This window comes from Streptomyces sp. NPDC052036 (genome assembly GCF_040680495.1).
GTDB lineage: Bacteria > Actinomycetota > Actinomycetes > Streptomycetales > Streptomycetaceae > Streptomyces.
The window spans coordinates 313,837-335,474 of the sequence record NZ_JBFAWW010000002.1 but is presented as its reverse complement, the minus strand read 5'-3'; the positions used below and the strand labels follow the sequence as shown (position 1 = coordinate 335,474).

General features: G+C 71.5%; 18 protein-coding genes, 1 tRNA gene and 2 pseudogenes. 4 read left to right on the top strand and 17 right to left on the bottom strand.

Annotation, left to right across the window (positions count from 1 at the left end; translation table 11 throughout):
* Positions 1 to 99 precede the first annotated feature (99 nt).
* The 4 genes and pseudogenes from AB0L95_RS05545 to AB0L95_RS05530 all read right to left on the bottom strand — a co-directional run bounded on the left by AB0L95_RS05545 (position 100) and on the right by AB0L95_RS05530 (position 3,155).
* On the bottom strand, positions 100 to 567 hold the full coding sequence (locus AB0L95_RS05545; RefSeq protein WP_365157327.1) for a MarR family transcriptional regulator: 468 nt from the start codon (positions 565 to 567) through the stop codon (positions 100 to 102).
* Between the two features lie 10 nt (positions 568 to 577).
* Positions 578 to 1,357, bottom strand: a complete 780-nt coding sequence (locus AB0L95_RS05540; RefSeq protein ID WP_365157765.1) for an ABC transporter ATP-binding protein — start codon at positions 1,355 to 1,357, stop codon at positions 578 to 580.
* Positions 1,333 to 2,092 (bottom strand): annotated as a pseudogene (cbiQ, locus tag AB0L95_RS05535) (cobalt ECF transporter T component CbiQ). Before cbiQ ends, AB0L95_RS05540 begins: the two are co-directional and overlap by 25 nt.
* A 2-nt stretch (positions 2,093 to 2,094) precedes the next feature.
* Positions 2,095 to 3,155, bottom strand: a pseudogene (locus AB0L95_RS05530) (energy-coupling factor ABC transporter permease).
* A 160-nt stretch (positions 3,156 to 3,315) separates the two neighbouring features.
* On the opposite strand from AB0L95_RS05530, the gene AB0L95_RS05525 reads away from it, so the two are divergent.
* A complete protein-coding gene (locus tag AB0L95_RS05525) occupies positions 3,316 to 3,657 on the top strand; it encodes an SsgA family sporulation/cell division regulator (RefSeq protein WP_365157324.1) in 342 nt (113 codons plus the stop codon).
* 148 nt (positions 3,658 to 3,805) lie between these two features.
* On the opposite strand, the gene AB0L95_RS05520 is transcribed toward AB0L95_RS05525, so the two are convergent.
* Positions 3,806 to 6,031 carry an MMPL family transporter gene (locus AB0L95_RS05520; protein ID WP_365157321.1) on the bottom strand — a complete coding sequence of 742 codons (2,226 nt, stop codon included), beginning with the start codon at positions 6,029 to 6,031 and terminating at the stop codon, positions 3,806 to 3,808.
* A gap of 111 nt (positions 6,032 to 6,142) precedes the next feature.
* Positions 6,143 to 6,742, bottom strand: coding sequence for a TetR/AcrR family transcriptional regulator (locus tag AB0L95_RS05515; protein ID WP_365157318.1), 600 nt, complete (start codon positions 6,740 to 6,742; stop codon positions 6,143 to 6,145).
* Positions 6,743 to 7,040: 298 nt separating this feature from the next.
* Between AB0L95_RS05515 and AB0L95_RS05510 the strand changes: the two genes are divergently transcribed.
* Complete coding sequence (locus tag AB0L95_RS05510; RefSeq protein ID WP_365157315.1) at positions 7,041 to 10,628, top strand: S41 family peptidase; 3,588 nt, start codon at positions 7,041 to 7,043, stop codon at positions 10,626 to 10,628.
* 66 nt (positions 10,629 to 10,694) lie between these two features.
* Here AB0L95_RS05510 and AB0L95_RS05505 read toward each other — a convergent pair whose 3' ends face one another.
* The 4 genes from AB0L95_RS05505 to AB0L95_RS05490 form a co-directional block, all read right to left on the bottom strand.
* A complete protein-coding gene (locus AB0L95_RS05505) occupies positions 10,695 to 10,946 on the bottom strand; it encodes a hypothetical protein (RefSeq protein ID WP_365157312.1) in 252 nt (83 codons plus the stop codon).
* A gap of 82 nt (positions 10,947 to 11,028) precedes the next feature.
* Positions 11,029 to 11,913: an SDR family oxidoreductase gene (locus AB0L95_RS05500; RefSeq protein WP_365157309.1), complete on the bottom strand. Its 885-nt coding sequence runs from the start codon at positions 11,911 to 11,913 to the stop codon at positions 11,029 to 11,031.
* Positions 11,910 to 12,836: an alpha/beta hydrolase gene (locus AB0L95_RS05495; RefSeq protein ID WP_365157306.1), complete on the bottom strand. Its 927-nt coding sequence runs from the start codon at positions 12,834 to 12,836 to the stop codon at positions 11,910 to 11,912. The genes AB0L95_RS05500 and AB0L95_RS05495 overlap by 4 nt, the downstream gene beginning before the upstream one ends.
* A complete protein-coding gene (locus AB0L95_RS05490) occupies positions 12,833 to 14,371 on the bottom strand; it encodes an NAD(P)/FAD-dependent oxidoreductase (protein WP_365157303.1) in 1,539 nt (512 codons plus the stop codon). Before AB0L95_RS05490 ends, AB0L95_RS05495 begins: the two co-directional genes overlap by 4 nt.
* A 168-nt stretch (positions 14,372 to 14,539) precedes the next feature.
* Between AB0L95_RS05490 and AB0L95_RS05485 the strand changes: the two genes are divergently transcribed.
* Positions 14,540 to 15,193, top strand: a complete 654-nt coding sequence (locus AB0L95_RS05485) for a MerR family transcriptional regulator (RefSeq protein WP_365157300.1) — start codon at positions 14,540 to 14,542, stop codon at positions 15,191 to 15,193.
* Between the two features lie 19 nt (positions 15,194 to 15,212).
* On the opposite strand, the gene AB0L95_RS05480 is transcribed toward AB0L95_RS05485, so the two are convergent.
* Positions 15,213 to 16,013, bottom strand: coding sequence for an exodeoxyribonuclease III (locus AB0L95_RS05480; RefSeq protein WP_365157297.1), 801 nt, complete (start codon positions 16,011 to 16,013; stop codon positions 15,213 to 15,215).
* A 68-nt stretch (positions 16,014 to 16,081) separates the two neighbouring features.
* Between AB0L95_RS05480 and AB0L95_RS05475 the strand changes: the two genes are divergently transcribed.
* The gene (locus tag AB0L95_RS05475; protein WP_365157294.1) at positions 16,082 to 16,558 is read left to right on the top strand and encodes a GNAT family N-acetyltransferase; all 477 of its coding nucleotides are present in this window, start codon (positions 16,082 to 16,084) and stop codon (positions 16,556 to 16,558) included.
* A 254-nt stretch (positions 16,559 to 16,812) separates the two neighbouring features.
* Here the strand turns inward: AB0L95_RS05475 and AB0L95_RS05470 are convergent.
* The 6 genes from AB0L95_RS05470 to glp form a co-directional block, all read right to left on the bottom strand.
* Positions 16,813 to 16,886, bottom strand: a tRNA-Ala gene (locus AB0L95_RS05470).
* A gap of 95 nt (positions 16,887 to 16,981) precedes the next feature.
* Entirely contained in the window at positions 16,982 to 18,205 is a 1,224-nt protein-coding gene (gene glpR, locus AB0L95_RS05465) for a gephyrin-like molybdotransferase receptor GlpR (protein ID WP_365157291.1), read from the bottom strand.
* 173 nt (positions 18,206 to 18,378) lie between these two features.
* Positions 18,379 to 18,990: a GNAT family protein gene (locus tag AB0L95_RS05460; RefSeq protein WP_365157288.1), complete on the bottom strand. Its 612-nt coding sequence runs from the start codon at positions 18,988 to 18,990 to the stop codon at positions 18,379 to 18,381.
* A 17-nt stretch (positions 18,991 to 19,007) separates the two neighbouring features.
* On the bottom strand, positions 19,008 to 19,586 hold the full coding sequence (locus AB0L95_RS05455) for a MogA/MoaB family molybdenum cofactor biosynthesis protein (RefSeq protein ID WP_365157285.1): 579 nt from the start codon (positions 19,584 to 19,586) through the stop codon (positions 19,008 to 19,010).
* Positions 19,583 to 20,062, bottom strand: coding sequence for a cyclic pyranopterin monophosphate synthase MoaC (gene moaC / locus AB0L95_RS05450; protein ID WP_365157282.1), 480 nt, complete (start codon positions 20,060 to 20,062; stop codon positions 19,583 to 19,585). The genes AB0L95_RS05455 and moaC overlap by 4 nt, the downstream gene beginning before the upstream one ends.
* Before the next feature lie 251 nt (positions 20,063 to 20,313).
* Positions 20,314 to 21,636: a gephyrin-like molybdotransferase Glp gene (gene glp / locus AB0L95_RS05445; RefSeq protein ID WP_365157279.1), complete on the bottom strand. Its 1,323-nt coding sequence runs from the start codon at positions 21,634 to 21,636 to the stop codon at positions 20,314 to 20,316.
* Positions 21,637 to 21,638 lie beyond the last annotated feature (2 nt).

Below are 21,638 nucleotides of genomic sequence, written 5' to 3'. Positions count from 1 at the left end.
TGCGCAGGGGGGCGGATACGTCACACGCCCCGGAACGGGGCACGCCGAGGCCCGGGGGACCCCGCGGGGAAAGCCCCGGAGAAGGCCCGGAACGCCAGGTCAGCGGGTGCGGCCCGCGGCGCCCTCCGCACTCTCCGCCAGCCGCCACAGCTCCTCGCGCAGCCGGACCACGTCAGGGTCGCCGAGTCCGGACGCCGCCAGCAGCGCGCCGGGCACGGACTCGGCGCGCTCCCTGAGCTGTTCGCCGCGTCCGGTGAGGGCGACAAGCACCGAACGCTCGTCGCGCGCCGAGCGCTCACGCCGTACCAGACCCGCCGACTGAAGCCGCTTGAGCAGCGGGGACACGGTGCCGAAGTCGAGCCGCAGGGCCCCGGCCAGCTCCTTGACCGTGGTCTGACCGCGCTCCCAGAGCACCAGCAGCACCAGGTACTGGGGGTAGGTGAGACCGAGTTCCTCGAGGAGCGGACGGTACGCGGCCGTGACCGCGCGCTGCGCCGCGTACAGCGCGAAGCACAGCTGCTCGTCCAGCAGCAACGAGCCCTCGCTCCGATGGTCCTCGTTCGTCATCCGCCCATTGTCACGGACGGTCCGCGCCCGTCGGGACGGATCGGGGATCGAATCCGAAGGGCAGCTCCAGCCGGTGGGCCCGCATGAGCGCGTCGTCGGCGAGCAGCGCGCCCGTCCGCCCGTCCGCCGCGATCGCACCCTCGCTGAGGATCAGGGAGCGCGGGCACAGCTCCAGCGCGTACGGCAGATCGTGCGTGACCATGAGGACCGTGACGTCCAACGACCGCAGGATGTCGGCGAGTTCGCGCCGTGAGGCGGGATCCAGGTTCCACGACGGCTCGTCCAGGACGAGGATCTCCGGCTCCATGGCGAGGACCGTCGCCACCGCCACCCGGCGGCGCTGGCCGAAGGAGAGGTGGTGCGGCGGACGGTCCTTGAAGTCCGCCATGCCGACCTGTGCGAGGGCCCGGTCGACACGGGCGTCGAGTTCCGCGCCCTTCAGCCCGGCCGTCGCGGGCCCGAAGGCCACGTCCTCGCGGACCGTGGGCATGAAGAGCTGATCGTCCGGGTCCTGGAAGACGATGCCGACCTTGCGGCGGATCTCGGCCATGTGGTGCTTGCCGACGGGCAGCCCGGCGACCGTCACCGAGCCCGCGCCGGCGGTCAGGATGCCGTTGAGGTGCAGGACGAGCGTGGTCTTCCCGGCGCCGTTCGGCCCGAGCAGCGCGACCCGCTCGCCGCGGGCGATCGAGAGGTCGATCCCGAAGAGGGCCTGGTGCCCGTCGGGGTACGCGAAGGCCAGTCCGGCCACTTCCAGCGAAGGTGTCACAGGGTCCGTCCCAGCAGGCAGACGACGAGGGCGGCGAAGGGCAGGGCGAGGGCACGGGACCACTGGGCGCGGGACGCGGTCACCTCGTCGATGACCGGCATGGACCCCGCGTAGCCACGGCTGACCATCGCCAGATGCACGCGCTCGCCGCGCTCGTAGGAGCGGATGAAGAGCGCCCCCGCGGACTTGGCCAGCACCGCCCAGTGCCGCATGCCCCTCGCCTCGAAGCCGCGCGACTCCCGGGCGATCCGCATCCGCCGCATCTCGTCGGTGATCACATCGCCGTAGCGGATCATGAAGGACGCGATCTGCACGAGGAGCGGCGGGAGTCTGAGCCGCTGCAGCCCGAGGAGCAGTTCGCGCAGTTCGGTGGCGGCGGCGAGCAGCACGGAGGCGGCGACGCCGAGGGTGCCCTTGGCGAGCACGTTCCAGGCCCCCACAGGCCGCTGACGCTCAGCGAGAAACCGAGGACGTCGACGCGCTCGCCCTCGACCACGAACGGCATGAGCACGGCGAAGGCGACGAACGGGATCTCGATCAGCAGCCGCCGCAGCAGAAACCCGCCCGGGCCCGGGCCGCCCGGGCGACGAGGCCGAGCAGCACGGCGTACAGCGCGAACACCCAGACGGCCTCGCGCGGCGTCGACACCACGACCACCACGAACGCGAAGACGGCGGCGAGCTTGGTGTGCGGCGGAAGGGCGTGCACGGGCGAGTGCGCGTGCCGGTAGAGCCGGTGCGTATGACCTGCCCCCATGGTCAGCGGGCCTCGGCGGGTTCGCCGTCCCGGCGCCTGCGGACCGCCCAGAAGACCGCGCTGCCGGCGAGCACGGTGACCCCGACACCGATCACGCCCGCGAGGCCGCCGGAGAGGCGGGCGTCGCCGACGTCCTTGACGGAGTAGTCGGCGAGCGGGGAGTCGGCGCTCGCGTGCCGCTCGGCCTTCTTGTCGATGCCGTGGTCGGCGGCGGCCTTCTCCAGGCCGTCGGGGCTGGCGGAGGCGTAGAAGCTGACGAAGCCGGCGAGGACGAGGGAGGCGACCAGACCGGAGATCCACGGTTTGCGGTGGCGGGGGTGGCTCCCTGCTCGCGCGGAGCCGAGAGCCTGGGGATGGGCGGCGACGGGGGCGGGCGCGTCGACCAGTTCGCCGCCGACCCGCAGCTTGAGGCGCCGCCCCAGACCCCGGGCCCGTACACGAGGTCGGGCCGTACGGCGATGACCGCCCCGACCGTGAGGGCGGTGATGGCGGCCTCACCGATGCCGATGAGGACGTGGACCCCGATCATCGCGGTGGCGACCTTGCCGATCGAGACATCGGTGGTGCCGCCGACCGCGTAGATCAGCGTGAACGCGACAGAGGCGGCCGGGACGGAGACGAGGGCCGCGAGGAAGGAGGCGACGGTGACCGAGCGACGGGTGGCGGGCAGGATCCTGACCAGCCCGCGGAAGACGGCGTAGGCCACGACCGTCGTCACGAGGGCCATGTCGGTGATGTTGACGCCCAGGGCGGTGAGCCCGCCGTCGGCGAAGAGGACGCCCTGCATGAGCAGGACGACGGAGACACACAGGATGCCGGTGAACGGCCCCACCAGGATGGCGGCGAGCGCCCCGCCCAGCAGATGACCGCTGGTGCCCGCGGCGACCGGGAAGTTCAGCATCTGCACGGCGAAGATGAAGGCGGCCACCAGGCCGGCCAGGGGGGCGGTCCGTTCGTCGAGTTCGCGCCGGGCGCCCCTGAGGCTGACCGCCAGGGCACCTGCGGCGAGGACGCCGGTCGCGGCGGAAGTGGGCGCGCTGATGAATCCGTCGGGCACATGCACGCTCGGCGAATACCCGCTTATTGCGAATGCATTGCAAGAACTTGGGGCAGGCTGAAGTCATGCACAGACGACAAATGCCTCTTTTGTCCCGTTATGCAACATTGGAGAGGAAGCGGATGCGCAGATTGTGCTCAGGTGACTCAGCGTGAGGAGCGGTCCGATGTCCGTCGTGGAACAGTACGCACGAGCCCATGTCGTCACCGACTCCCCGGAAGCGCCGGACGCGGTCCCCGTGATCCTGCGCTACGACCCGGACCATGACCCCTCCGTCCATGTCGGCCTCCCCGGCCCCCATGAGTGGGCCTTCTCCCGGGACCTCCTGGAGAAGGGGCTGCGCGCCCCGGCGGGCCGCGGCGACGTCCGCATCTGGCCGTGCGGCCGGGTCCAGGCGGTGATGGAACTGCACTCGGCCCGAGGGGTCGAGGTGGTCCAGTTCGAGTCCAAGGAACTGGTGCACTTCCTGCAACGGACCTATCTGGCGGGCACCACCTCGGTCCACTGAACAGACCCGCCCGAACAGGCCCGTCACCGGCAGGGCCGAAAGGACCGGCGCCGATCGCCGCCCGGTGTGCGCGGCAGGGCGCCCCACCCGGTGATGGGGCGCCCTGTTGGTGTCCGGAGGCCGGCTGATCCCCTTCAGGGACCGGTGATCAGACCCGCACCAGCTCGCGGTCCTGGTCCGAGTCCGGGTCCCGGCGGCCGGCGTCGGCCCGGGTGCGCAGTCCCTCGCCCTCGACGTCCACGTCGGGCAGGACACGGTCCAGCCACTTCGGCAGCCACCAGGCCCTGCGGCCGAGGAGCGCCAGAACCGCCGGGACGAGCGCCATACGGACCACGAACGCGTCGAAGAAGACCGCGATCGCGAGGCCGAAGCCGATCATCTTGATCATCGACTCGCTGGAGCCGATGAAGCCGGAGAAGACGGCGATCATGATCACCGCGGCCGCGGTGACGACCCGGGCACCGTGCTTGAAGCCGGTCACGATCGCCTGCCCGGGAGTCTCCCCGTGGACGTAGGCCTCCCGCATCCGGGTCACCAGGAAGACCTCGTAGTCCATCGCCAGACCGAAGACCACGCCCACCATGAAGATCGGCATCATCGACATGATCGGGCCGGTCTCCTCGACGCCCATCAGGCCGGACAGCCAGCCCCACTGGAAGACCGCGACCACCGCGCCGAGCGCCGCCGTCACCGAGAGCAGGAAGCCGAGCGCCGCCTTCAGTGGGACCAGGATCGAGCGGAAGACCACGATCAGGAGGAGGAAGGCGAGCCCCACCACCAGCGCCAGATACGGCAGCAGTGCGTCGTTCAGCTTCTGCGAGACGTCGATGTTCATCGCCGTCGAGCCCGTGACCAGCAGCTTCGCGTCGGTGTCCGCCTTGATGCCCGCGCCCGCGTCCCGGATGCCGTGCACCAGGTCCTCCGTGGTGGTGGAGGACGGCTTCGAGCCGGGGATCACGGTGATCATCGCGGTGTCACCGGACTTGTTGTACGTCGCCGGCGTCACCGTGACGACGTCCTTCATGCCCTTGATGTCGTCGGTCACCTGGGTGACGGCCGACTTCGGGTGGTCGCTCGCCTTCGCGTCGACCACGACCATCAGCGGCCCGTTGAAGCCGGGGCCGAAGCCCTCGGAGAGCAGGTCGTACGCCCGGCGCTGGGTCGTGGACGTCGGCTGCGAACCGTCGTCCGGCAGCCCCAGTTGCAGCTTGGACGCGGGCACGGCCGCGGCACCGAGCGCCACGACACCCAGCAGCAGGACCGGCAGCGGACGGCGCACGACGAGGCTCGCCCAGCGCGTGCCCATGTTCGGGCGGTCCTGGCGGGCGGCGGCCCGGCCCCCGCCCAGCAGCCTGCTCTTCTCGCCCGTCGGCTTGACCTTGCGGCCCGCGTAGCCCAGCAGCGCCGGGATCATCGTCAGCGCGATCAGGACCGCGATGGCGACCGTGCCCGCCGCGGCGACGCCCATCTTCGTCAGCATCGGGATGTTGACGACCGCCAGACCCACCAGCGCGATCACGACCGTCAGACCCGCGAAGACCACCGCCGAGCCCGCCGTGCCGACCGCGCGGCCCGCCGCCTCCTCGCGCTCGCGGCCCTCGGCCAGCTCCGCGCGGTAGCGGGAGACGATGAACAGCGCGTAGTCGATGCCGACCGCGAGGCCGATCATCATCGCCAGGGTGGAGGTCGTCGAGCCCAGGTCCAGGGCGCTCGCCAGGGCGGTGATCGTGGAGACGCCGATGCCGACGCCGACCAGGGCGGTCAGCAAGGGCAGTCCGGCCGCCACCAGCGAGCCGAAGGTGATGACGAGGACGACCGCCGCGATCGCTATGCCGATGACCTCGGTCGCTCCGGTCTCCGGTACGGCCTGCAGCGCGTCACCGCCGACCTCGACGGTCAGCCCGCCCTGCCGCGCGCCCTGCGCGGCCTGCTTCAGGGCGTCCTTGGAGGCGTCCTTCAGCTCCATGCCGGAGACCTTGTACTTCACCTGGGCATAGGCGATGGTGCCGTCCTTGCTGACGGCGTGTGCGACGAACGGGTCGGCGACGGAGACGACCTCGGAACCGTCGCGCAGTTCCCTGACGGTCTTCTCGACGACCGCCTTGTTGTCCTTCGCCGTCACCTTCTCGCCGCCCGGCGCCTTGAAGACGACCCGTGCGGTCGCCCCGTCGGCGCTCATCCCGGGGAAGCGCTGCTCCAGCAGGTCGAAGGCCTTCTGGGCCTCGGTGCCGGGGATGGAGAAGGAGGAGGAGCCCGCTACGGGGGCGCTGGCGGCGCCGACACCCGCCAGCGTCAGCAGCGCCACCCAGATCAGGGCGACGAAATGCCGTCGCCGGAAGGCCAGTCGGCCTAGTCGATAGAGAAACGTGGCCACGAGGAGGTACTCCCGGTCAGGTCGTGGGGTGTTCAGGGCAGGGGTGATCAGCCCGACGACGTGAGCGGTGACGTCAGGTAGGGGCTTACTGGGGGGACTGGTGAGGTCTGGTCAGGTGGTGGGCACGCCGAGGGCGGGGAGGACCACGGCGTCGAGATACGACGTGAGGAAGGCCCGGGTCGGCGGCTGATTCTCGATCAGCGCGCGGGTGGCGAAGCCGCCGACCAGCATGTGCACCAGAAAGTCCAGTGCGGGACAGTCCGGACGGATCTCACCCCGGTCGACGGCGCGTTGCAGCACCTGCTGGAACGTCGTCATCTCGGGTTCGATCAGCTGCTCCCGGAACGCCTGGCGCAGATCGTCGTTGTGGTGCATGGCCATGGCGACGCCCCGCATCAGGGCCGAGTTCTGCTCCATCGTGCAGTCGTCCTCGTGCGTCACCAGGGCGTGCAGGTCACCCCGGAGCGAACCGGTGTCGATCTCACCGATACGGCTGGGCTTGCCGTGCCGGAGGGCCTTGACGACCAGTTCGGCCTTGCCGCCCCACTGGCGGTAGAGGGTGGCCTTGCTGGACCGGGTACGGGCGGCCACGGCGTCCATGGTCAGGGCGTCGTAGCCGACTTCCCGGAGCAGTTCGAGCACGGCCTCGTACAACTCGGCCTCGCGCTCGGGGGTGATCCGACTGCGCCGCGCCGTCGCGATCTCAGTCATACGGCTCACCTTCCTGCTCCGCGTCCGAAGCGACAACGCTTCGAACGACACGGTTTCGTACCACTACGAAGATACCCCGTGCCACCAACGAAACGAAACCGTTTCGTACGTGTCCTGAATCACGGGCCGGGCGCTCAACCGGTGCGCGGGCAGGACGCGCCGGCAGGGGCGCCCACGGCGCGCAAAGGGCCGTGGATACGCGCAAGGGCGCACGCCCGGGCATCGGCACGGCGCGCGCCGCGACCACCTGAACGGCCTACAAGTTGCCGCAGCCCGTCGGCAGGAAAAGCATGAGTAGGTGACCGACACGAGCGACGTGCACGAGAACACCCCCGGCTACCTGCGCTTCCCGCACCTGCACGGCGACCGGCTCTGCTTCGTCGCCGAGGACGACCTGTGGGTGGCCCCGCTGGAGGGGTCCGGCCGGGCCTGGCGGCTGACCGTCGACCGCACGAAGATCGGCCATCCCCGCTTCTCACCCGACGGCCACCGCATCGCGTACACGAGCTGGCGCAGTCTGGTCCCGGAGATCCATCTGACCCCGGTGGACGGCGGTCCCAGCCGCCGGCTCACCTACTGGGGCAACTCCGACACCCGGGTCTGCGGCTGGACACCCCCCGAACCGGACGGCCACTCCGACATCCTCGCCGTCGCCTCGCACGGCGAGCCCTTCACTCATTTCACCTGGGCCTACAAGGTCCCCACCGACGGTGACCCGGGCGGCAAGCTCCCCTGGGGCCCGGTCTCCGACATCGCCGTCGCCAACGTGGCGGGCGAACACATGACCCTGCTGCTCACCGGCGCCGCGCCCCACGAACCGGTGTCCTGGAAGCGCTACCGGGGCGGCGCGACGGGCCGGCTCTGGCTGCACGGGCAGCGGCTGCTCGCCGACCTCGACGGCCATCTCGACTCCCCGATGTTCGTGGGCGGACGGATCGCGTTCCTCTCCGACCACGAGGGCATCGGAAACCTGTACTCGTGCGCCTACGACGGCTCCGACCTGCGACGCCACACCGACCACGACGCCTTCTACGCCCGGCACGCGTCCAGCGACGGTACACGGGTGGTGTACCAGTGCGCGGGCGACCTGTGGATCGTCGACGACCTGTCCCCCGACTCGGTCCCCCACCGCCTGGAGATACGCCTGGGCGGACCGCGCGCGGGGCGCCGCACGTACCAGGTGCCGGCCACCCAGCACGTGGACGGCATCGCGGTGGACGAGACCGGGCGGGCCAGCGCGGTCGTCGTCCGCGGCAGTCTGTACTGGCTCACCCACCGCGACGGCCCGGCCCGTACGATCACGGACATCCCCGGCGTCCGGGTACGGCTGCCGGAGATGCTGGGCGACGCCGGGCAGGTCGCCTACGTCACCGACGCGGAGGGCGAGGACGCGATCGAGATCGTGTATCTGCCGCGGGCCTCTGGCGACCGCGCACCGCGTCGGCTGGCCTGCGGACAACTGGGCCGGGTCCAGGAGATGGTGGCCGACCCGCAGGGCGAGCGGCTCGCGATCGCCTCCAACGACGGACGACTCCTGCTCGTCGACACGGCGGAACCGGAGGAGGAGGCCGTCGGGACGACGGAAGCCTCAAGGGCCGAAGAGGCCGAGGGAGCAGCTGAGGACCAGGGTGCCGACGAGGCCGAGGGAGCAGCTGAGGACCAGGGTGCCGACGAGGCCCGGAAAGCAGCTGAGGCCCAGGGTGCCGACGAGGCCCGGAAAGCAGCTGAGGCCCAGAAAGCCGACCAGCCCCAGAAGGCAACTGAGGACCAGGACGCCGACCAGCCCCAGGAAGCAGCTGCGGCCCAGAAAGCCGAAGAAGCACAGCAAGCAGCCGAGGACGCCGCGCCGCAAGAGACCGCGGCGGCGACGGGCGGCACGGTCACCGAGCTGATCCGGTCGGTCAACGGCCCGGTCCGGGACCTGGCGTTCTCCCCGGACGGGGCCTGGCTGACGTGGTCGCACCCGTGGATCGGCCGGTCGCTGAGGCAGATCAAGATGGCGCGGATCCAGGACCGGCTCGTCGTCGACGTCACCAACGGCCGCTTCGAGGACGAGAACCCGGTCTTCACCCGCGACGGCCGCTATCTGGCGTTCCTGTCCTGGCGCGGCTTCGACCCGGTGTACGACGTGCACACCGGCGACCTGTCCTTCCCGCTCGGCTGCCGCCCGTATCTGGTTCCGCTGTCCTCGGCGATCCCCTCCCCCTTCGCGCTGAACCCGGAGGGACGTCCCGCGGCCGGCGGCCTCGACCCGCTGGAGGAAGAGGAGGGCGACGGGGTGGTGACCGTCGAGGTCGAGGGCCTGGCGAGCCGGGTGACCCCGTTCCCGGTCCCGGCGTCCAAGTACTCCTCGCTGTACCCGGTCGCGGGCGGGGGCCTGGTCTGGCTGCGCTGGCCGATCTCGGGCGCGCTCGGCGAGACCTTCCTGAACCCGGACGACGTCTCCGGCCGGCCCACCCTGGAGCACTTCACCATCAGCAAGGCGAAGAAGTCCGAACTGGTCGGCCATCTGGACTGGTACGCGGTGAGCGGGGACGGGACGCGGCTGGTGATCGTCGACGAGGGCGAGCTGCGTGCGGTCCCCTCGACCGAGCCCGGTGACAGCGACACGACGGTCTGGATCGACGCGCGCCGGATCATGCACGAGGTGGACCCCGGGGCGGAGTGGCGGCAGGCGTACGCGGAGGCGGGCCGGATCATCCGGGCGTACTTCTGGGAACCGGACATGTGCGGGATCGACTGGGACGCGATCCTGGAGCAGTACCGTCCGCTGGTCGAACGGGTCGCCTCCCCGGACGACTTCGCGGATCTGCTGCGCGAGGTGCTGGGCGAGCTGGGCACGTCCCACGCCTATGTGTCACCGGCCCGCCGCAACGAGGGTCCGGCGCACTACCAGCGCTACCAGGGGCTGCTCGGCGCCAACTTCGTACGGCGCGAGGACCATTGGGTGGTGAAGAGGATCCTGCCGGGCGAGTCCTCGGACTCCAAGGCGCGCTCGCCGCTGGCGGGCATGGGGATCCGGGAGGGGGCCGTCCTGACCCATGTGGACGGGCGGCCGGTGGATCCGCTGACGGGACCGTATCCGCTGCTGGCGGGCGCGGGCGGCACGACGGTAGAGCTGACGTTCCGGCCGACCGAGGGCGGGGGACGGCCGCGCAGGGTCGCCGTGATCGCGCTGGTCGACGAACGGCCGTTGCGCTATCAGGACTGGGTGGCCAAACGCCGGTCGGTCGTACGCGAGTTGAGCGGCGGTCGCTGCGGCTATCTGCACATCCCCGACATGGGGGGATCGGGCTGGGCGCAGTTCAACCGGGATCTGCGGATGGAGGTCTCGCTGCCGGCGCTGATCGTGGACGTACGGGGCAACGCGGGCGGCCACATCAGCGAACTGGTCATCGAGAAGCTGACGCGCAAGATCCTGGGCTGGGACCTGACCCGCAACGCCCAGCCGGTGTCGTACACCTCGAACGCGCCGCGCGGGCCGATCGTGGCGCTGGCCGACGAGGCCACGGCTTCCGACGGCGACATGATCACAGCTGCGATCAAGCAGTTGAAGCTCGGCCCGGTGGTGGGCCAGCGCACTTGGGGCGGTGTGGTGGGCATGACGGGCCGGCACCGTCTGGGCGACGGCACGGTGATCACGGTCCCGATGAACGCGGCCTGGTTCAACGCGTACGGCTGGTCGGTCGAGAACCACGGTGTCGCCCCCGACCTGGAGATCCCGCGCACCCCGCTGGACTGGGCGGAGGGCCGGCACAAGCAGCTGAGCGACGCGGTGGAACTGGCCCTGGAACTGCTGCGCACGCAACCGGCGGCCGAACCGCCGGACTACAGCGACGTCCCGGACCGGACCCGCCCGAAACTGCCGCCACGGACAGAGGGTTAGCCGCGCACCGGCGTGGGGCGCCCTCCAGAGGGGACGCCCCACGCGGGGTCAAGGCCGGGCGGCGAACTACATGTCGTAGTCCTGGTTGAGGCGGTCCTCCGCCTCGTCCTGGAGCCGTCGCGTGTCCTCTTCGCGCTGCCGGCCGCGCTCCTGGGCCTGCCGGCCGCGCTCCTGGGCCTGCTGGCCGCGCTGCTGCGCCTGCTGCCCACGCTGCTGCGCCTGCTCGCCCCGCTGCTGCGCCTGCTGCTTGGTCTGCTGCGCCTTCTGCTTGGCCTGCTGCTTCATCTGCTCGGCCTTGTCCTGGAACTGGTCCTTCATGCCCATGAGGGTTCACTCCCGTAGTGGGTGAGGGGATCGGGCTCGACCAGACTGACACGCACCGACAAAGCACGCATTTCGATCAGTTACGCAGCGTATGGCGCTGCTGCTCATCGGCCTCCCCGCCGGCCCCCACCAGCCCCGTGCGCACCGCCTTGAGCCGGGGCTCGAACCGCCGCATCTCCCGCTGTCCCACCGTGGCGACGAGCCCGGGCAGATACCCGCGCACCGCCTGCATCCCGCGCAGCCACGCCTGCCCGTAGACATGGCTGGAGCGCCGTTCGATCCCGGCCACGATCCGTTCCACCGCCGGGCCGAGCGGATAGGTCTTGCCGGCCGGCCACGGAAGCCGCTGCCGCAACTCCCGCATCACGTCGTCCCGGTCGGCGCCCCGGACCATGTCCGTGTCGGTCCAGGACAGATACCCGACCCCGATCCCCACACCATGGTGCGCGACCTCGGCGCGCAGACTGTGTGCGTACGCCTCCACACCCGACTTGGACGCGCAGTAGGCCGTCATCATCGGCGCAGGCGTGATCGCCGCGAGCGAGGCGATCTGGAGCAGATAGCCACGGCTCTCGATCAGCGCCGGCAGAAACGCGCGGGCCGTCACCGCCGAGCCGATGAGATTGACCTCGATCACGCGCCGCCAGGCCTCGGGATCGGAGGCGGCGAACGGCCCGCCGTTCGCCACACCGGCATTGGCGACCACGATGTCGATCTTCCCGAACCGCTCCTTCACCTCCCCCGCGACCCGTGTCATCGCCTCATGGTCGGTGACATCGGCGTGCCAGTGACCGCTGTCCCCGTACAGCCGCTCCGAGACCTGCTTGAGCGCGTCCGCCTCAAGACCGACGAGCGCGACCCGCACCCCGCGGACCGACAGCTTCCGGGCCAGCAGTTCGCCGACGCCCCGCGCGGCGCCGGTGACGACGGCCACCCGGCCCTCCAGGCTCACCCTGCTCATGCACCCTCCTTGACCTGTGCGTTCCCCGTGTACGTCGTGACGAGGGCTCGGATCTTCCCGGTCACCAGCTCCGGTGCCTCCACCGGAGTCATATGGCCGAGCCCCGGCAGTTCGGTGCTGCCCACGCAGTGGGGCAGGGCGGCGACCAGGGCCCGCGTGTGCACCGGCGGGGTGAGCCGGTCGGCGGTGCCGACCAGCACCTCCGTCGGGACCGTCAACTCCCCTGCGCCGCCCTCCAGGTCCAGCGCCGCCAGCACGCGCGACCAGGCGTGGCGCGCCGCGCTGGGGCAGCCGTGCACCACCCGCGCGCACGCCTCCACCATGGCGGGCGTCGAACCGGCGCCCATGGTGGCGTACTTGAGGATGCGCAGGGACACCGGCGTGACCGGTCCGAGCGGGGCGCGGGAGCCCAGGACGCGCCCCGTGAGCCAGGTGCGCACGCGCCCGGCGCGCATCGGAAGCACCCGAGCCTCGGCGACCAGGCGCGCACTCCCGGTGCTGCACAACAGCACGGCCGCCGTGTGCGCCCGGAAGCGGGGGCGCGCTGCCGCGGCCAGCACCGTCATCCCGCCCATGGAGTGCCCCACGACCACGGCCTTCTCGCCCGGCGCGAGGGCGGCGGAGAGCACCGCCTCCAGGTCGTCGGCGAGTGCCTCGGTGGTGCACGCCGGGCTCGCGGGACTGCGCCCGTGCCCCCGCTGGTCGTAGGCGATCACCCGATGGTCGGCGGACAGGTCCCGGATCTGTGCCGCCCAGAAGGCGGTCGAACAGGTCCAGCCATGGGCGAGGACCACGACGGGCGCGTCCTCGGGTCCGTGGATCTCGACATGCAACCGGGCGCCGTCGGCGGAGCGGACGGTCAGCTCCCGGGCAGGGGCGGGCGGCGCGTACGGCCCGCTGGTGACATACGCCGGCCGGCTCATGCGCGTGCCTCCGTCCGCGTCCCGCTGGTGCTCTCGCCGGGTCCCGCCGTCGTCCCGGGGGCGCGGACCACCTCGTACTCCGCCAGGTCGACCCGTCGGGTCGCGTTGCGGAACTCCGTCGTCGTACCCGGCCAGATGGTGGTGTTGCGGCCGCTCGCGTCGAGGTACCAGCTGGTGCAGCCGCCGGTGTTCCACACGGTGCGCTTCATGCGCTCCTGCACCTTGCCGTTCCAGGCGTCGACGGCACCCGGCCGGGCGTCGAGCGCGACCCGGCCGCCGAGCACCTCCAACTGCCTTAGATAGTCGGCCATGTAGTTCAGCTGAGACTCGATCATGAGGATCATCGAGGAGTTCCCGAGACCGGTGTTGGGCCCGATGATCGACATCCAGTTGGGGAATCCGGCGGCGGTCGCGCCGCGCAGCGCCTTCATGCCGCCGCTCCAGGCCCGGGCGAGTGTCTGCCCCTCGGAGCCGACCACCCGGTCGGCGATCGGCATGTCCGTGACGTGGAAGCCGGTGCCGAAGACGATCGCGTCGGCCTCGGCCTCGGTGCCGTCCGCCGCGACCAGGGTCGAGCCGCGGATCTCGGTCAGACCGGAGGCGACGACCTCCACATTGGGGCGGGTGAGCGCCGGGTAGTACGTGTTGGAGAGCAGGATTCGCTTGCAGCCGATGCGGTAGTCCGGGGTCAGCTTGGCCCGCAGCGCCGGGTCCTTGACCGCCCGCGCCATGTTGCGCCGGGCCATTCGCTCGACCAGGCCCAGCTCGTCGGGGTGCTTGGTGAACGCCTGGACCTGCAGCTCCCGGATGCCCCACAGGAATCCGCGGCGCAGCTGCGTGGTGAACGGCAGCGCGCGGTGCAGCCGGCGTTCCAGGGAGCTGATCTCCCGGTCGACCCGGGGCATCACCCAGGGCGGGGTGCGCTGGAAGAGGGTGAGTCCCCCGACGACCGGCTGGATCTCGGGAACGATCTGGATCGCGGAGGCGCCCGTGCCGATCATGGCGACGCGCTTGCCGCGCAGATCGTAGTCGTGGTCCCAGCGGGCGGAGTGGAAGATCTTGCCGGGGAAGCCGTCGAGGCCCGGAACGTCCGGGATCTTCGGGTCGGACAGCGGCCCGGTGGCGGAGACGACGACATCGGCGGTGAGCGGCCCGCTGCTGGTCTCGATCGCCCAGTGCAGCTTCCCGGGGTCCCAGGTCATCACCTTCACCTCGGAGTCGAAGCGGAGGTGGGGCCGCAGCCCGAAGAGGTCCGCCACATGCTCCAGATAGGCGCGGATGTGCTCCTGGCCGGAGAAGGTGCGCGGCCACTCGGGGTTGGGCGCGAACGAGAACGAGTACAGGTGCGACGGAACGTCACAGGCACAGCCGGGGTAGCTGTTGTCGCGCCAGGTGCCGCCGACGCCGCTCGCCCGTTCCAGCACGACGAAATCGGTGACGCCCTCCCGGCGCAGCCGCACGGCGGCCCCGAGCCCGCCGAACCCGGACCCGATCACCGCCACCCGTACATGAGGCACATGCTCGTTCCCGGCCATCCCGAAGCCTCCCGGTCCTTGCGGCCGGCTCGGCTGACATCTGGTCAGAGGAGCCGGTGAGACTCTGCCAGTGAACACTGGCGTAATGGGGAGGGTAGGGCAGCGGCGTACCGATGGGTAGAGGTCGGCACAAGGAAAGTTACCGGTGGTACGACGTAGGGTTCGGGCGTGGCAGAGGACGGGGAGCGGCGCGAGTACCGCATGGAGGAGCTGGCCGAGGCGGCCGGCATCACGGTGCGCACCCTGCGCTTCTACCGCGAGCGCAAGCTGATCCAGCCACCGCGCCGCGAGGGCCGGATCGCCTGGTACGACGACACCCATCTGGCCCGGCTGCGCACGATCTCGGCGCTCCTGGAACGCGGTCACACCCTCAGCGGCATCGCGGAACTGGCCGAGGCGTTCGACCACGGTCGCGACGTCGGCGAGCTGCTGGGGCTCGGCGGCCCCACCGAGGAGACTCCGGTCCGCCTCACCCCGGAGGACCTGGCCGACGAGTTCGGCGCCGAGGCGACCCCGGACAACCTCGCCGCGGCCCTCGATCTCGGCTATCTCGGCACCGACGGCGGCGAGATCGTCCACATCAGCCGCCGGCTTCTCGACGTCTCGGCGGCCCTGGTGCGCGAGGGCATCCCGCTCGCGGACGTCCTGGCCGCCGCCCGCCGTGTCCGCGACCACGCGGAGGCCCTGGCGGACGTCTTCACGGATCTGATGTCCGCCCACCACCGCTCCCCCGAGGACGTCCGGCGGCTGCGCCCGCTGGCCCAGAGCGTGGTGCAGGCGGAACTCTCCCTGGTCCTGGACCGCCGTCTGCGCGAGCCGTAGGTCCCGTGCGGGACTCAGATCACTCGAAGACCACCGTCACGGGAGCGTGGTCGGACCAGCGCTCACCGTGGCTGGCCGCCCGCTCCACCACGGCCTTGACGGCCCGGCCCGCGAGCCCGGGGGTCGCCATGGCCAGGTCGATCCGCCATCCCGAGTCGTTGTCGAAGGCGCGGCCCCGGTAGGACCACCAGGTGTAGGGCCCCTCGACCTCCGGGTGCAGCGCCCGCATCACGTCGACATACCCGCCGTCCTCGGGGTCGAGGACCCGGCCCAGCCACTCCCGTTCCTCGGGCAGGAAGCCGGAGTTCTTCTGGTTGCCGCGCCAGTTCTTGAGGTCGGCCTCGCGGTGGGCGATGTTCCAGTCGCCGCACACGAGGACCTCGCGTCCGTCGGCGGCCGCCCGCTCCCGCAGCTCCTTCAGATGTCCGAGGAACTCCGCCATGAACCGGACCTTCTCGTCCTGCCGCTCGGTACCGACCTCGCCGGAGGGCAGATAGAGACTGGCGACGGTGACACCGGGCAGGTCCACCTCCACGTACCGCCCGCTGCCGTCGAACTCGGCCGACCCGAACCCGACGCGCACCCGGTCGGGCTCGCGGCGGGTGTAGAGCGACACCCCGGCACGGCCCTTCGCGGCGGCGGGCGCGTGCACGACATGCCATCCGTCGGGCGTCCGCACGTCCACGGGAATCTGCCCGGGTTCGGCCCGCACCTCCTGCAGACAGAGCACATCGGCGGAGGTTCCGGCCAGCCACTCCACGAAACCCTTCTTCGCGGCGGCCCGGATCCCGTTCACGTTCACGGTGGTCACAGTCAGCACCCCGGAACCCTACCGGCACACTGGACAGGATCCCGTTCACGATTATGCATAGTTGTACGATTGGTAGCATGAATATTCGCCGCGTGTCCTTCGACCACCCCGACGCCGTCGAGCTCAGCGATGAGGTCCAGGCGGAGTACCACCTGCGCTACGGCGACGGCGGCGACGCCACCCATCTGGACCCGGCGATGTTCGTACCGCCCTCCGGTCTGTATCTGGTCGCCTACGACGAGCACGAGCGCCCCGTCGCCACGGGCGGCTGGCGCGGCCAGGAGAAGAACGACGAGGGGTATCTCGACGGGGACGCCGAGCTCAAGAGGATGTTCGTCATAGCGGAGATGCGGGGCCGCGGTCTGGCCCGCCGCATTCTGGCCGCGCTGGAGGAGGACGCCCGCTCGGCCGGCCGCACCCGCATGGTCCTGGAGACCGGCAGCAAGCAGCCGGAGGCCGTGGCCCTCTACGCTTCCAGCGGCTACGAGCCGTGCGCCAAGTTCGGCTACTACCGCCACCACGAGCTCAGCCTCTGCTTCGCGAAGCCGCTGTAGGGCCCTGGGGGCCCGTCCGCCCTGGTGCCGCGGGGCCCGCGCCCGCGGCCCTTCTGCGGGCCTTCGCCTGCGTGGGGCCCTCATCTGTGGGCTCCCTCACGTAGCGCTCCGGCGCCCGAACTCCGCGGCACGCCGACCGCGTTCGGGGGTGCCGGAGCGAACTCGGGAACATGTCACCACAACAAAAATCCCGCCCGATCTTCCGATCGGACGGGATTTTCTCAACTTCCCTGAGCTTCAGGGAGTTGTTGCGGTGGACCTGAGGGGATTTGAACCCCTGGCCCCCTCGATGCGAACGAGGTGCGCTACCGGACTGCGCCACAGGCCCTTGCAACGAGTGAAACTCTAGCATCCCCATCGGCCGGTCTGGAAATCCGTTCCGCCCAGGTCAACCGGCGAGCTCCGACCAGGCCGCCGCGGCATCTACTCGTTGGCGGCCCGCGGACGTTCCCCGTCCTCGTACTGGTCGAACAGCGGGGTGCGCCCCCGCTCCCGGGACCGTCGCGCCGAGGCCGCCCTGCGGGCGTCGCTCCGGCCGTCGTCGTCGGCTTCGGACGGCTCCTGGGCCCCGGCGCCGGGTTCCTCCTCCAGGTCCGGCTCACCGCGGTCGGCCGCGGAGGCCCCGGGCACGGGCGCCGCCGCCTCCGCCGCGCTCGACCGGGCGGAGCTCCAGGCGTCCGAGGCGCCGAGGTCCACGCTCGGCGTCGCCCGCGGCGCGACCGGCGCGGTCACATACGTCGGCAGCGGCACCGGTACGGGATCCCAGCTGTCCCCGTGCCCGGGCCTGCGCCGGCGCTCACGCTGCTGGTCCACCCACTCGGCGTGGTCGGTCTGCTCGACCAGGGCCCGACGGTCGGCCGCGAGCGCGGACAGTCCGGGGTCGGTCGCGGGTTCGGGTCCGTCCTCCGGCTGCTGCTCGTCCGCCTCGGAGGCGGCCGGAGGCCGCCGCCGGGGCTGCCGCTCCCTCAGCCGCTGTGCCGCCACCTCGGCCTGGCGCCGGTCCATCGTGTAGATGAACCGCTTGCGCTCCTGCGACCGCAGATAGGCGATGTACGCACTCAGCAGCACGGCGGGCACGCCGGGCACCCACAGGAAGGCCAGCCCCCCGACCGCGGCGACGATCGCACCGAGCGTGAACGCGAGGAAGAGCATGACGGTGGTGCGCCTGCGCCGTGCGAGCACCTTCGAGCGCCGGGCGCGTGCCCTGGCCTCCGCCGAAGGCGCCTTCCGGGCCCGAGGCACGTCCTTGCCCGTCCGGGCCGGCTCCGGTCCGGGGCCGGTCTGGGGGTGCGCGCCGGACCTGGCCGCCTCCTGGGCCGCCGGTTCCCGCGGGGCCGGGTCCTCCGGCTCCACGCGCACCCGCTCCTGCCGTCCGTTCGGCGGCATGGCGAAGGCCCGGACGTCCACCGAGCCGGTGGCGCCGTCCGGGTGACCACTGGGCTCCCCCTCCTCGGCGGAGCGCGTCCGCAGGCCCTTGGCGTACCGACGCTCCATGCCCGCCCGTCCGGACAGCAGCCGGATGGCGGTGCTGAAGCGTTCCGTCGGACGAGACTCGTTCAGCTCGTCCTGCCTACGGAGCCACATCGGCACCAAGTAGGCGGCCCAGGCCCCGACAATGACTGCGTAGATGAGGCCGCTGCTGCTCACGCCTCACACGGTAGAGGGGTTTGCGTGAGGCCATCTGCCAATTGGGCCGGTGTGTCGCACGATCTGGCTGATATTTCGAACTTTTTTTGGGACCGATGCGATCAGCAGGCCGACGGGACCGCTATTGCATTGGCCTGAGCCGATCGCCACCCGATCAATTTCGAACACATTTTTTATTTTCCGGGGTGGGCCTGCTGAGAGCGTGACCGGCGCCAGCGCGCGAGCAGCCCCTCGGGGACCTCTTCGGCGGTGAGCGCGAAGACGAGGTGGTCCCGCCAGGCCCCGTCGATGTGCAGGTAACGCGGCCGGAGCCCCTCCTCGCGGAATCCGAGTTTCTCCACGACCCGGCGGCTCGGCCCGTTCTCGGGGCGAATGCAGACTTCGATGCGGTGGAGCCCGACGGTCCGGAAGCAGTGGTCGACAACGAGCGCCACGGCCGTCGGCATCACCCCGCGGCCCGCCACCGCCTCGTCCACCCAGTAGCCCACATGCCCGGAGCACATCGAGCCCCAGGTGATCCCGGCGACCGTCAACTGGCCCACGAGCCGCCCCTGGTACTCGATGACGAAGGGCAGCATCCGGCCCGCGACCGCCTCCCTGCGCAGATGCCGGACCATCTGGCGGTAGGTCGGCCGGTGCGCTATCGGGCCGCTCGGGGTGGGCGGCGGAATGGTCGCCTCCCACGGCCGCAGCCACTCCCGGTTGCGCCGGTTGACCTCGCGCCAGGCCCGCTGGTCGCGCAGCCTTATCGGCCGGAGGACGACATCGCCGTCCACCAGCTCCACAGGCCAGGACGGGCTGTTCAGCTCGCACCCCCACTCGGTCTGGGGCGGTCCGTGCCGGCCGCCGCACCCGCGTCGGCCCTCGGGTGGTCACCGCCGCGGATCTGGTCGACGGCGTGCACCACCAGGGGCTCCAGGACGGCCAGCCCGTCCCTGACCCCGCCGGTGGATCCCGGCAGATTGACGATCAACGTCTGCTCGGCGACCCCGGCGGTTCCCCGGGAGAGGGCCGCCGTCGGCACCTTCTCCCTTCCGAACGCCCTGATGGCCTCGGGAATGCCCGGCACCTCGAAGTCGATCACCGCGCGGGTCGCCTCGGGGGTGCGGTCGGTGGGCGAGACCCCGGTGCCCCCGGTCGTCACGATCACGTCGTAGCCGGCCCGGACACCGGTCCGCAGCGCCTGCTTCACCGGGTGGCCGTCCGGGACGACCCACGGTCCGTCGACGGCGAAACCGAACCGGGCCAGCGCCTCCACGATCAGGGGGCCGCCCTTGTCCTCGTACACGCCCGCGGCCGCGCGGTTCGACGCAGTGATCACCAGGGCCGCGTACGGCGCCGTCAGGGCGCCGCCGGACGGCTGCTCGGCCGGTGCCGTCATGCCCGGCTCCAGTCGCCCGACTTCCCGCCGGTCTTCTCCTCCACGCGCACGTCCGTGATCACCGCTCCCTTGTCGACCGCCTTGACCATGTCGATCACGGTCAGCGCCGCGACGCTGACCGCGGTCAGCGCCTCCATCTCGACACCCGTGCGGTCGGTGGTCTTCACGGTCGCCGTGATCTCCACCGCGTCGTCCGCGACCGACAGATCCAGCTTCACACCCGACACCGACAACGGATGGCACAGCGGGATCAGGTCGGGGGTGCGCTTGGCACCCATGATGCCCGCGATGCGCGCGGTGGCGAGCGCGTCGCCCTTGGGCACGCCCTCGCCCCGCAGAAGCTCCACCACACGGGGCGAGACCAGCACACGGCCGCTGGCGCGGGCGGTGCGCTCGGTCACGTCCTTCCCGGAGACGTCGACCATACGGGCTGCCCCCGCGTCGTCGATGTGGGTCAGTCGGTCTGGCGTACTCATCTGCTGCGGCGCTCCATGTCCGGGCCCGGCGGTGCGGCGCACGGGCCTGTTGTGCGCGACACGGTACCGCCAAGCACGCGGGCCGGGACGGGCAAGGTCCACTGACCGGACGTCCCGGTGGACACGCCCCTCCCGACGCCCGGACGAAGGCCCCCGACCCGGGCACCGCCCAGCGCCCTGAAAAGAGGGGCAGCCGTCGTGAGAGCGTCGTTCATGAGGTCGCGGCCGTGAGGTCACCCGTCGTCGCGGGGTCAGCCGAGGAGGACTACCTCGACCTCGGCGCCCGGCTCGACGAACGTGTCGTCCTCGGGGACGACGATCAGCGCGTCGGCCTGTGCGAGGGCCGCGATCAGATGCGAGCCCGCCCCGCCGACCGGGGTCACCGTGCCGTCGGCGTATCTCCCGCGCAGGAACTGCCGTCGGCCCGCGGGGGAGGTCAGCGACTTGTCCGCCTGGAGGACGGCCCTGGTCCTGGGCCGGTGCACGTCCTCCAGGCCCATCATGGTGCGGATCACGGGCCGTACGAACAGCTCGAAGGAGACGTACGACGACACCGGGTTGCCGGGAAGCGCGAGCAGCGGCGTGTGCGCTGGGCCGATGGAGCCGAACCCCTGGGGCTTGCCGGGCTGCATGGCCAGCTTGCGGAACTCGACGCCGCCGCCTCCCTCGTCCGGGTCGCCCACGGCGGTGAGGGCTTCCTTGACGACGTCGTAGGCCCCCACGCTCACCCCTCCGGTGGTGACCATGAGGTCGGCGCGGACGAGTTGGTCCTCGATGGTGGAGCGGAGTGTGTCCGCGTCGTCGGCGACCGCGCCCACCCGGTAGCCGATCGCCCCGGCGTCCCGGGCGGCGGCGGTCAGGGCGAAGCTGTTGGAGTCGTAGATCTGGCCGTCCGCCAGTTCCTCGTCGGGCTGGACGAGTTCGCTGCCCGTGGACAGGACGACCACGCGCGGGCGCGGACGCACCCGGACCGCGCCACGGCCGATCGCGGCGAGCAGCGCGATCTGCGGGGGACCGAGGACGGTGCCCGCCGCGAGGGCGAGCTCACCGGCCTGCACATCGCTGCCCTTCGCGCGCACATGTGCGCCCGCCCCGGCCAGGCGGTGCACCCGCACCTGCCCGGAGGCGCCCTCGGGCGCGAGACTGCGGGCGCGCATCCCGGAGACGGGGCCGCCGCCCAGTCCGCCGTCGGTCCACTCCACGGGGACGACGGCCTCGGCGCCGGGCGGCAGCGGAGCGCCGGTCATGATGCGCGCCGCCTGGCCGGGCCCCACCCGGAGCAAGCCGGCCGCCCCGGCCGCGACATCGCCGATCACCGTGAGGACGGCCGGGAACTCCTCGCTCGCGCCCGCGACATCCGCGACCCGCACCGCATAGCCGTCCATCGAGCTGTTGTCGAACGGCGGCAGGGAGACGGGCACCGTGACATCGTCGACCAGCACACAGCCCAGGGCGTCGAGCAGTTGCAGCTCGATCGGGTCCAGCGGGCGGACGGCGGCGAGGATGTCCTGGAGGTGCTCGTCCACCGACCAGAGGCGGTCCTGGCCGGTGGCGGGGGTCGCGGCGGCGCTCAAAT

Coding starts and splice junctions, on each gene's coding strand:
- AB0L95_RS05515 (WP_365157318.1), bottom strand. CDS start 6,742: ATGACTGAGATCGCGACGGCGCGGCGCAGTCGGATCACCCCCGAGCGC.
- AB0L95_RS05525 (WP_365157324.1), top strand. CDS start 3,316: ATGTCCGTCGTGGAACAGTACGCACGAGCCCATGTCGTCACCGACTCC.
- AB0L95_RS05475 (WP_365157294.1), top strand. CDS start 16,082: ATGAATATTCGCCGCGTGTCCTTCGACCACCCCGACGCCGTCGAGCTC.
- moaC (WP_365157282.1), bottom strand. CDS start 20,062: ATGAGTACGCCAGACCGACTGACCCACATCGACGACGCGGGGGCAGCC.
- AB0L95_RS05490 (WP_365157303.1), bottom strand. CDS start 14,371: ATGGCCGGGAACGAGCATGTGCCTCATGTACGGGTGGCGGTGATCGGG.
- AB0L95_RS05495 (WP_365157306.1), bottom strand. CDS start 12,836: ATGAGCCGGCCGGCGTATGTCACCAGCGGGCCGTACGCGCCGCCCGCC.
- AB0L95_RS05500 (WP_365157309.1), bottom strand. CDS start 11,913: ATGAGCAGGGTGAGCCTGGAGGGCCGGGTGGCCGTCGTCACCGGCGCC.
- AB0L95_RS05545 (WP_365157327.1), bottom strand. CDS start 567: ATGACGAACGAGGACCATCGGAGCGAGGGCTCGTTGCTGCTGGACGAG.
- AB0L95_RS05505 (WP_365157312.1), bottom strand. CDS start 10,946: ATGAAGGACCAGTTCCAGGACAAGGCCGAGCAGATGAAGCAGCAGGCC.
- AB0L95_RS05455 (WP_365157285.1), bottom strand. CDS start 19,586: ATGACGGCACCGGCCGAGCAGCCGTCCGGCGGCGCCCTGACGGCGCCG.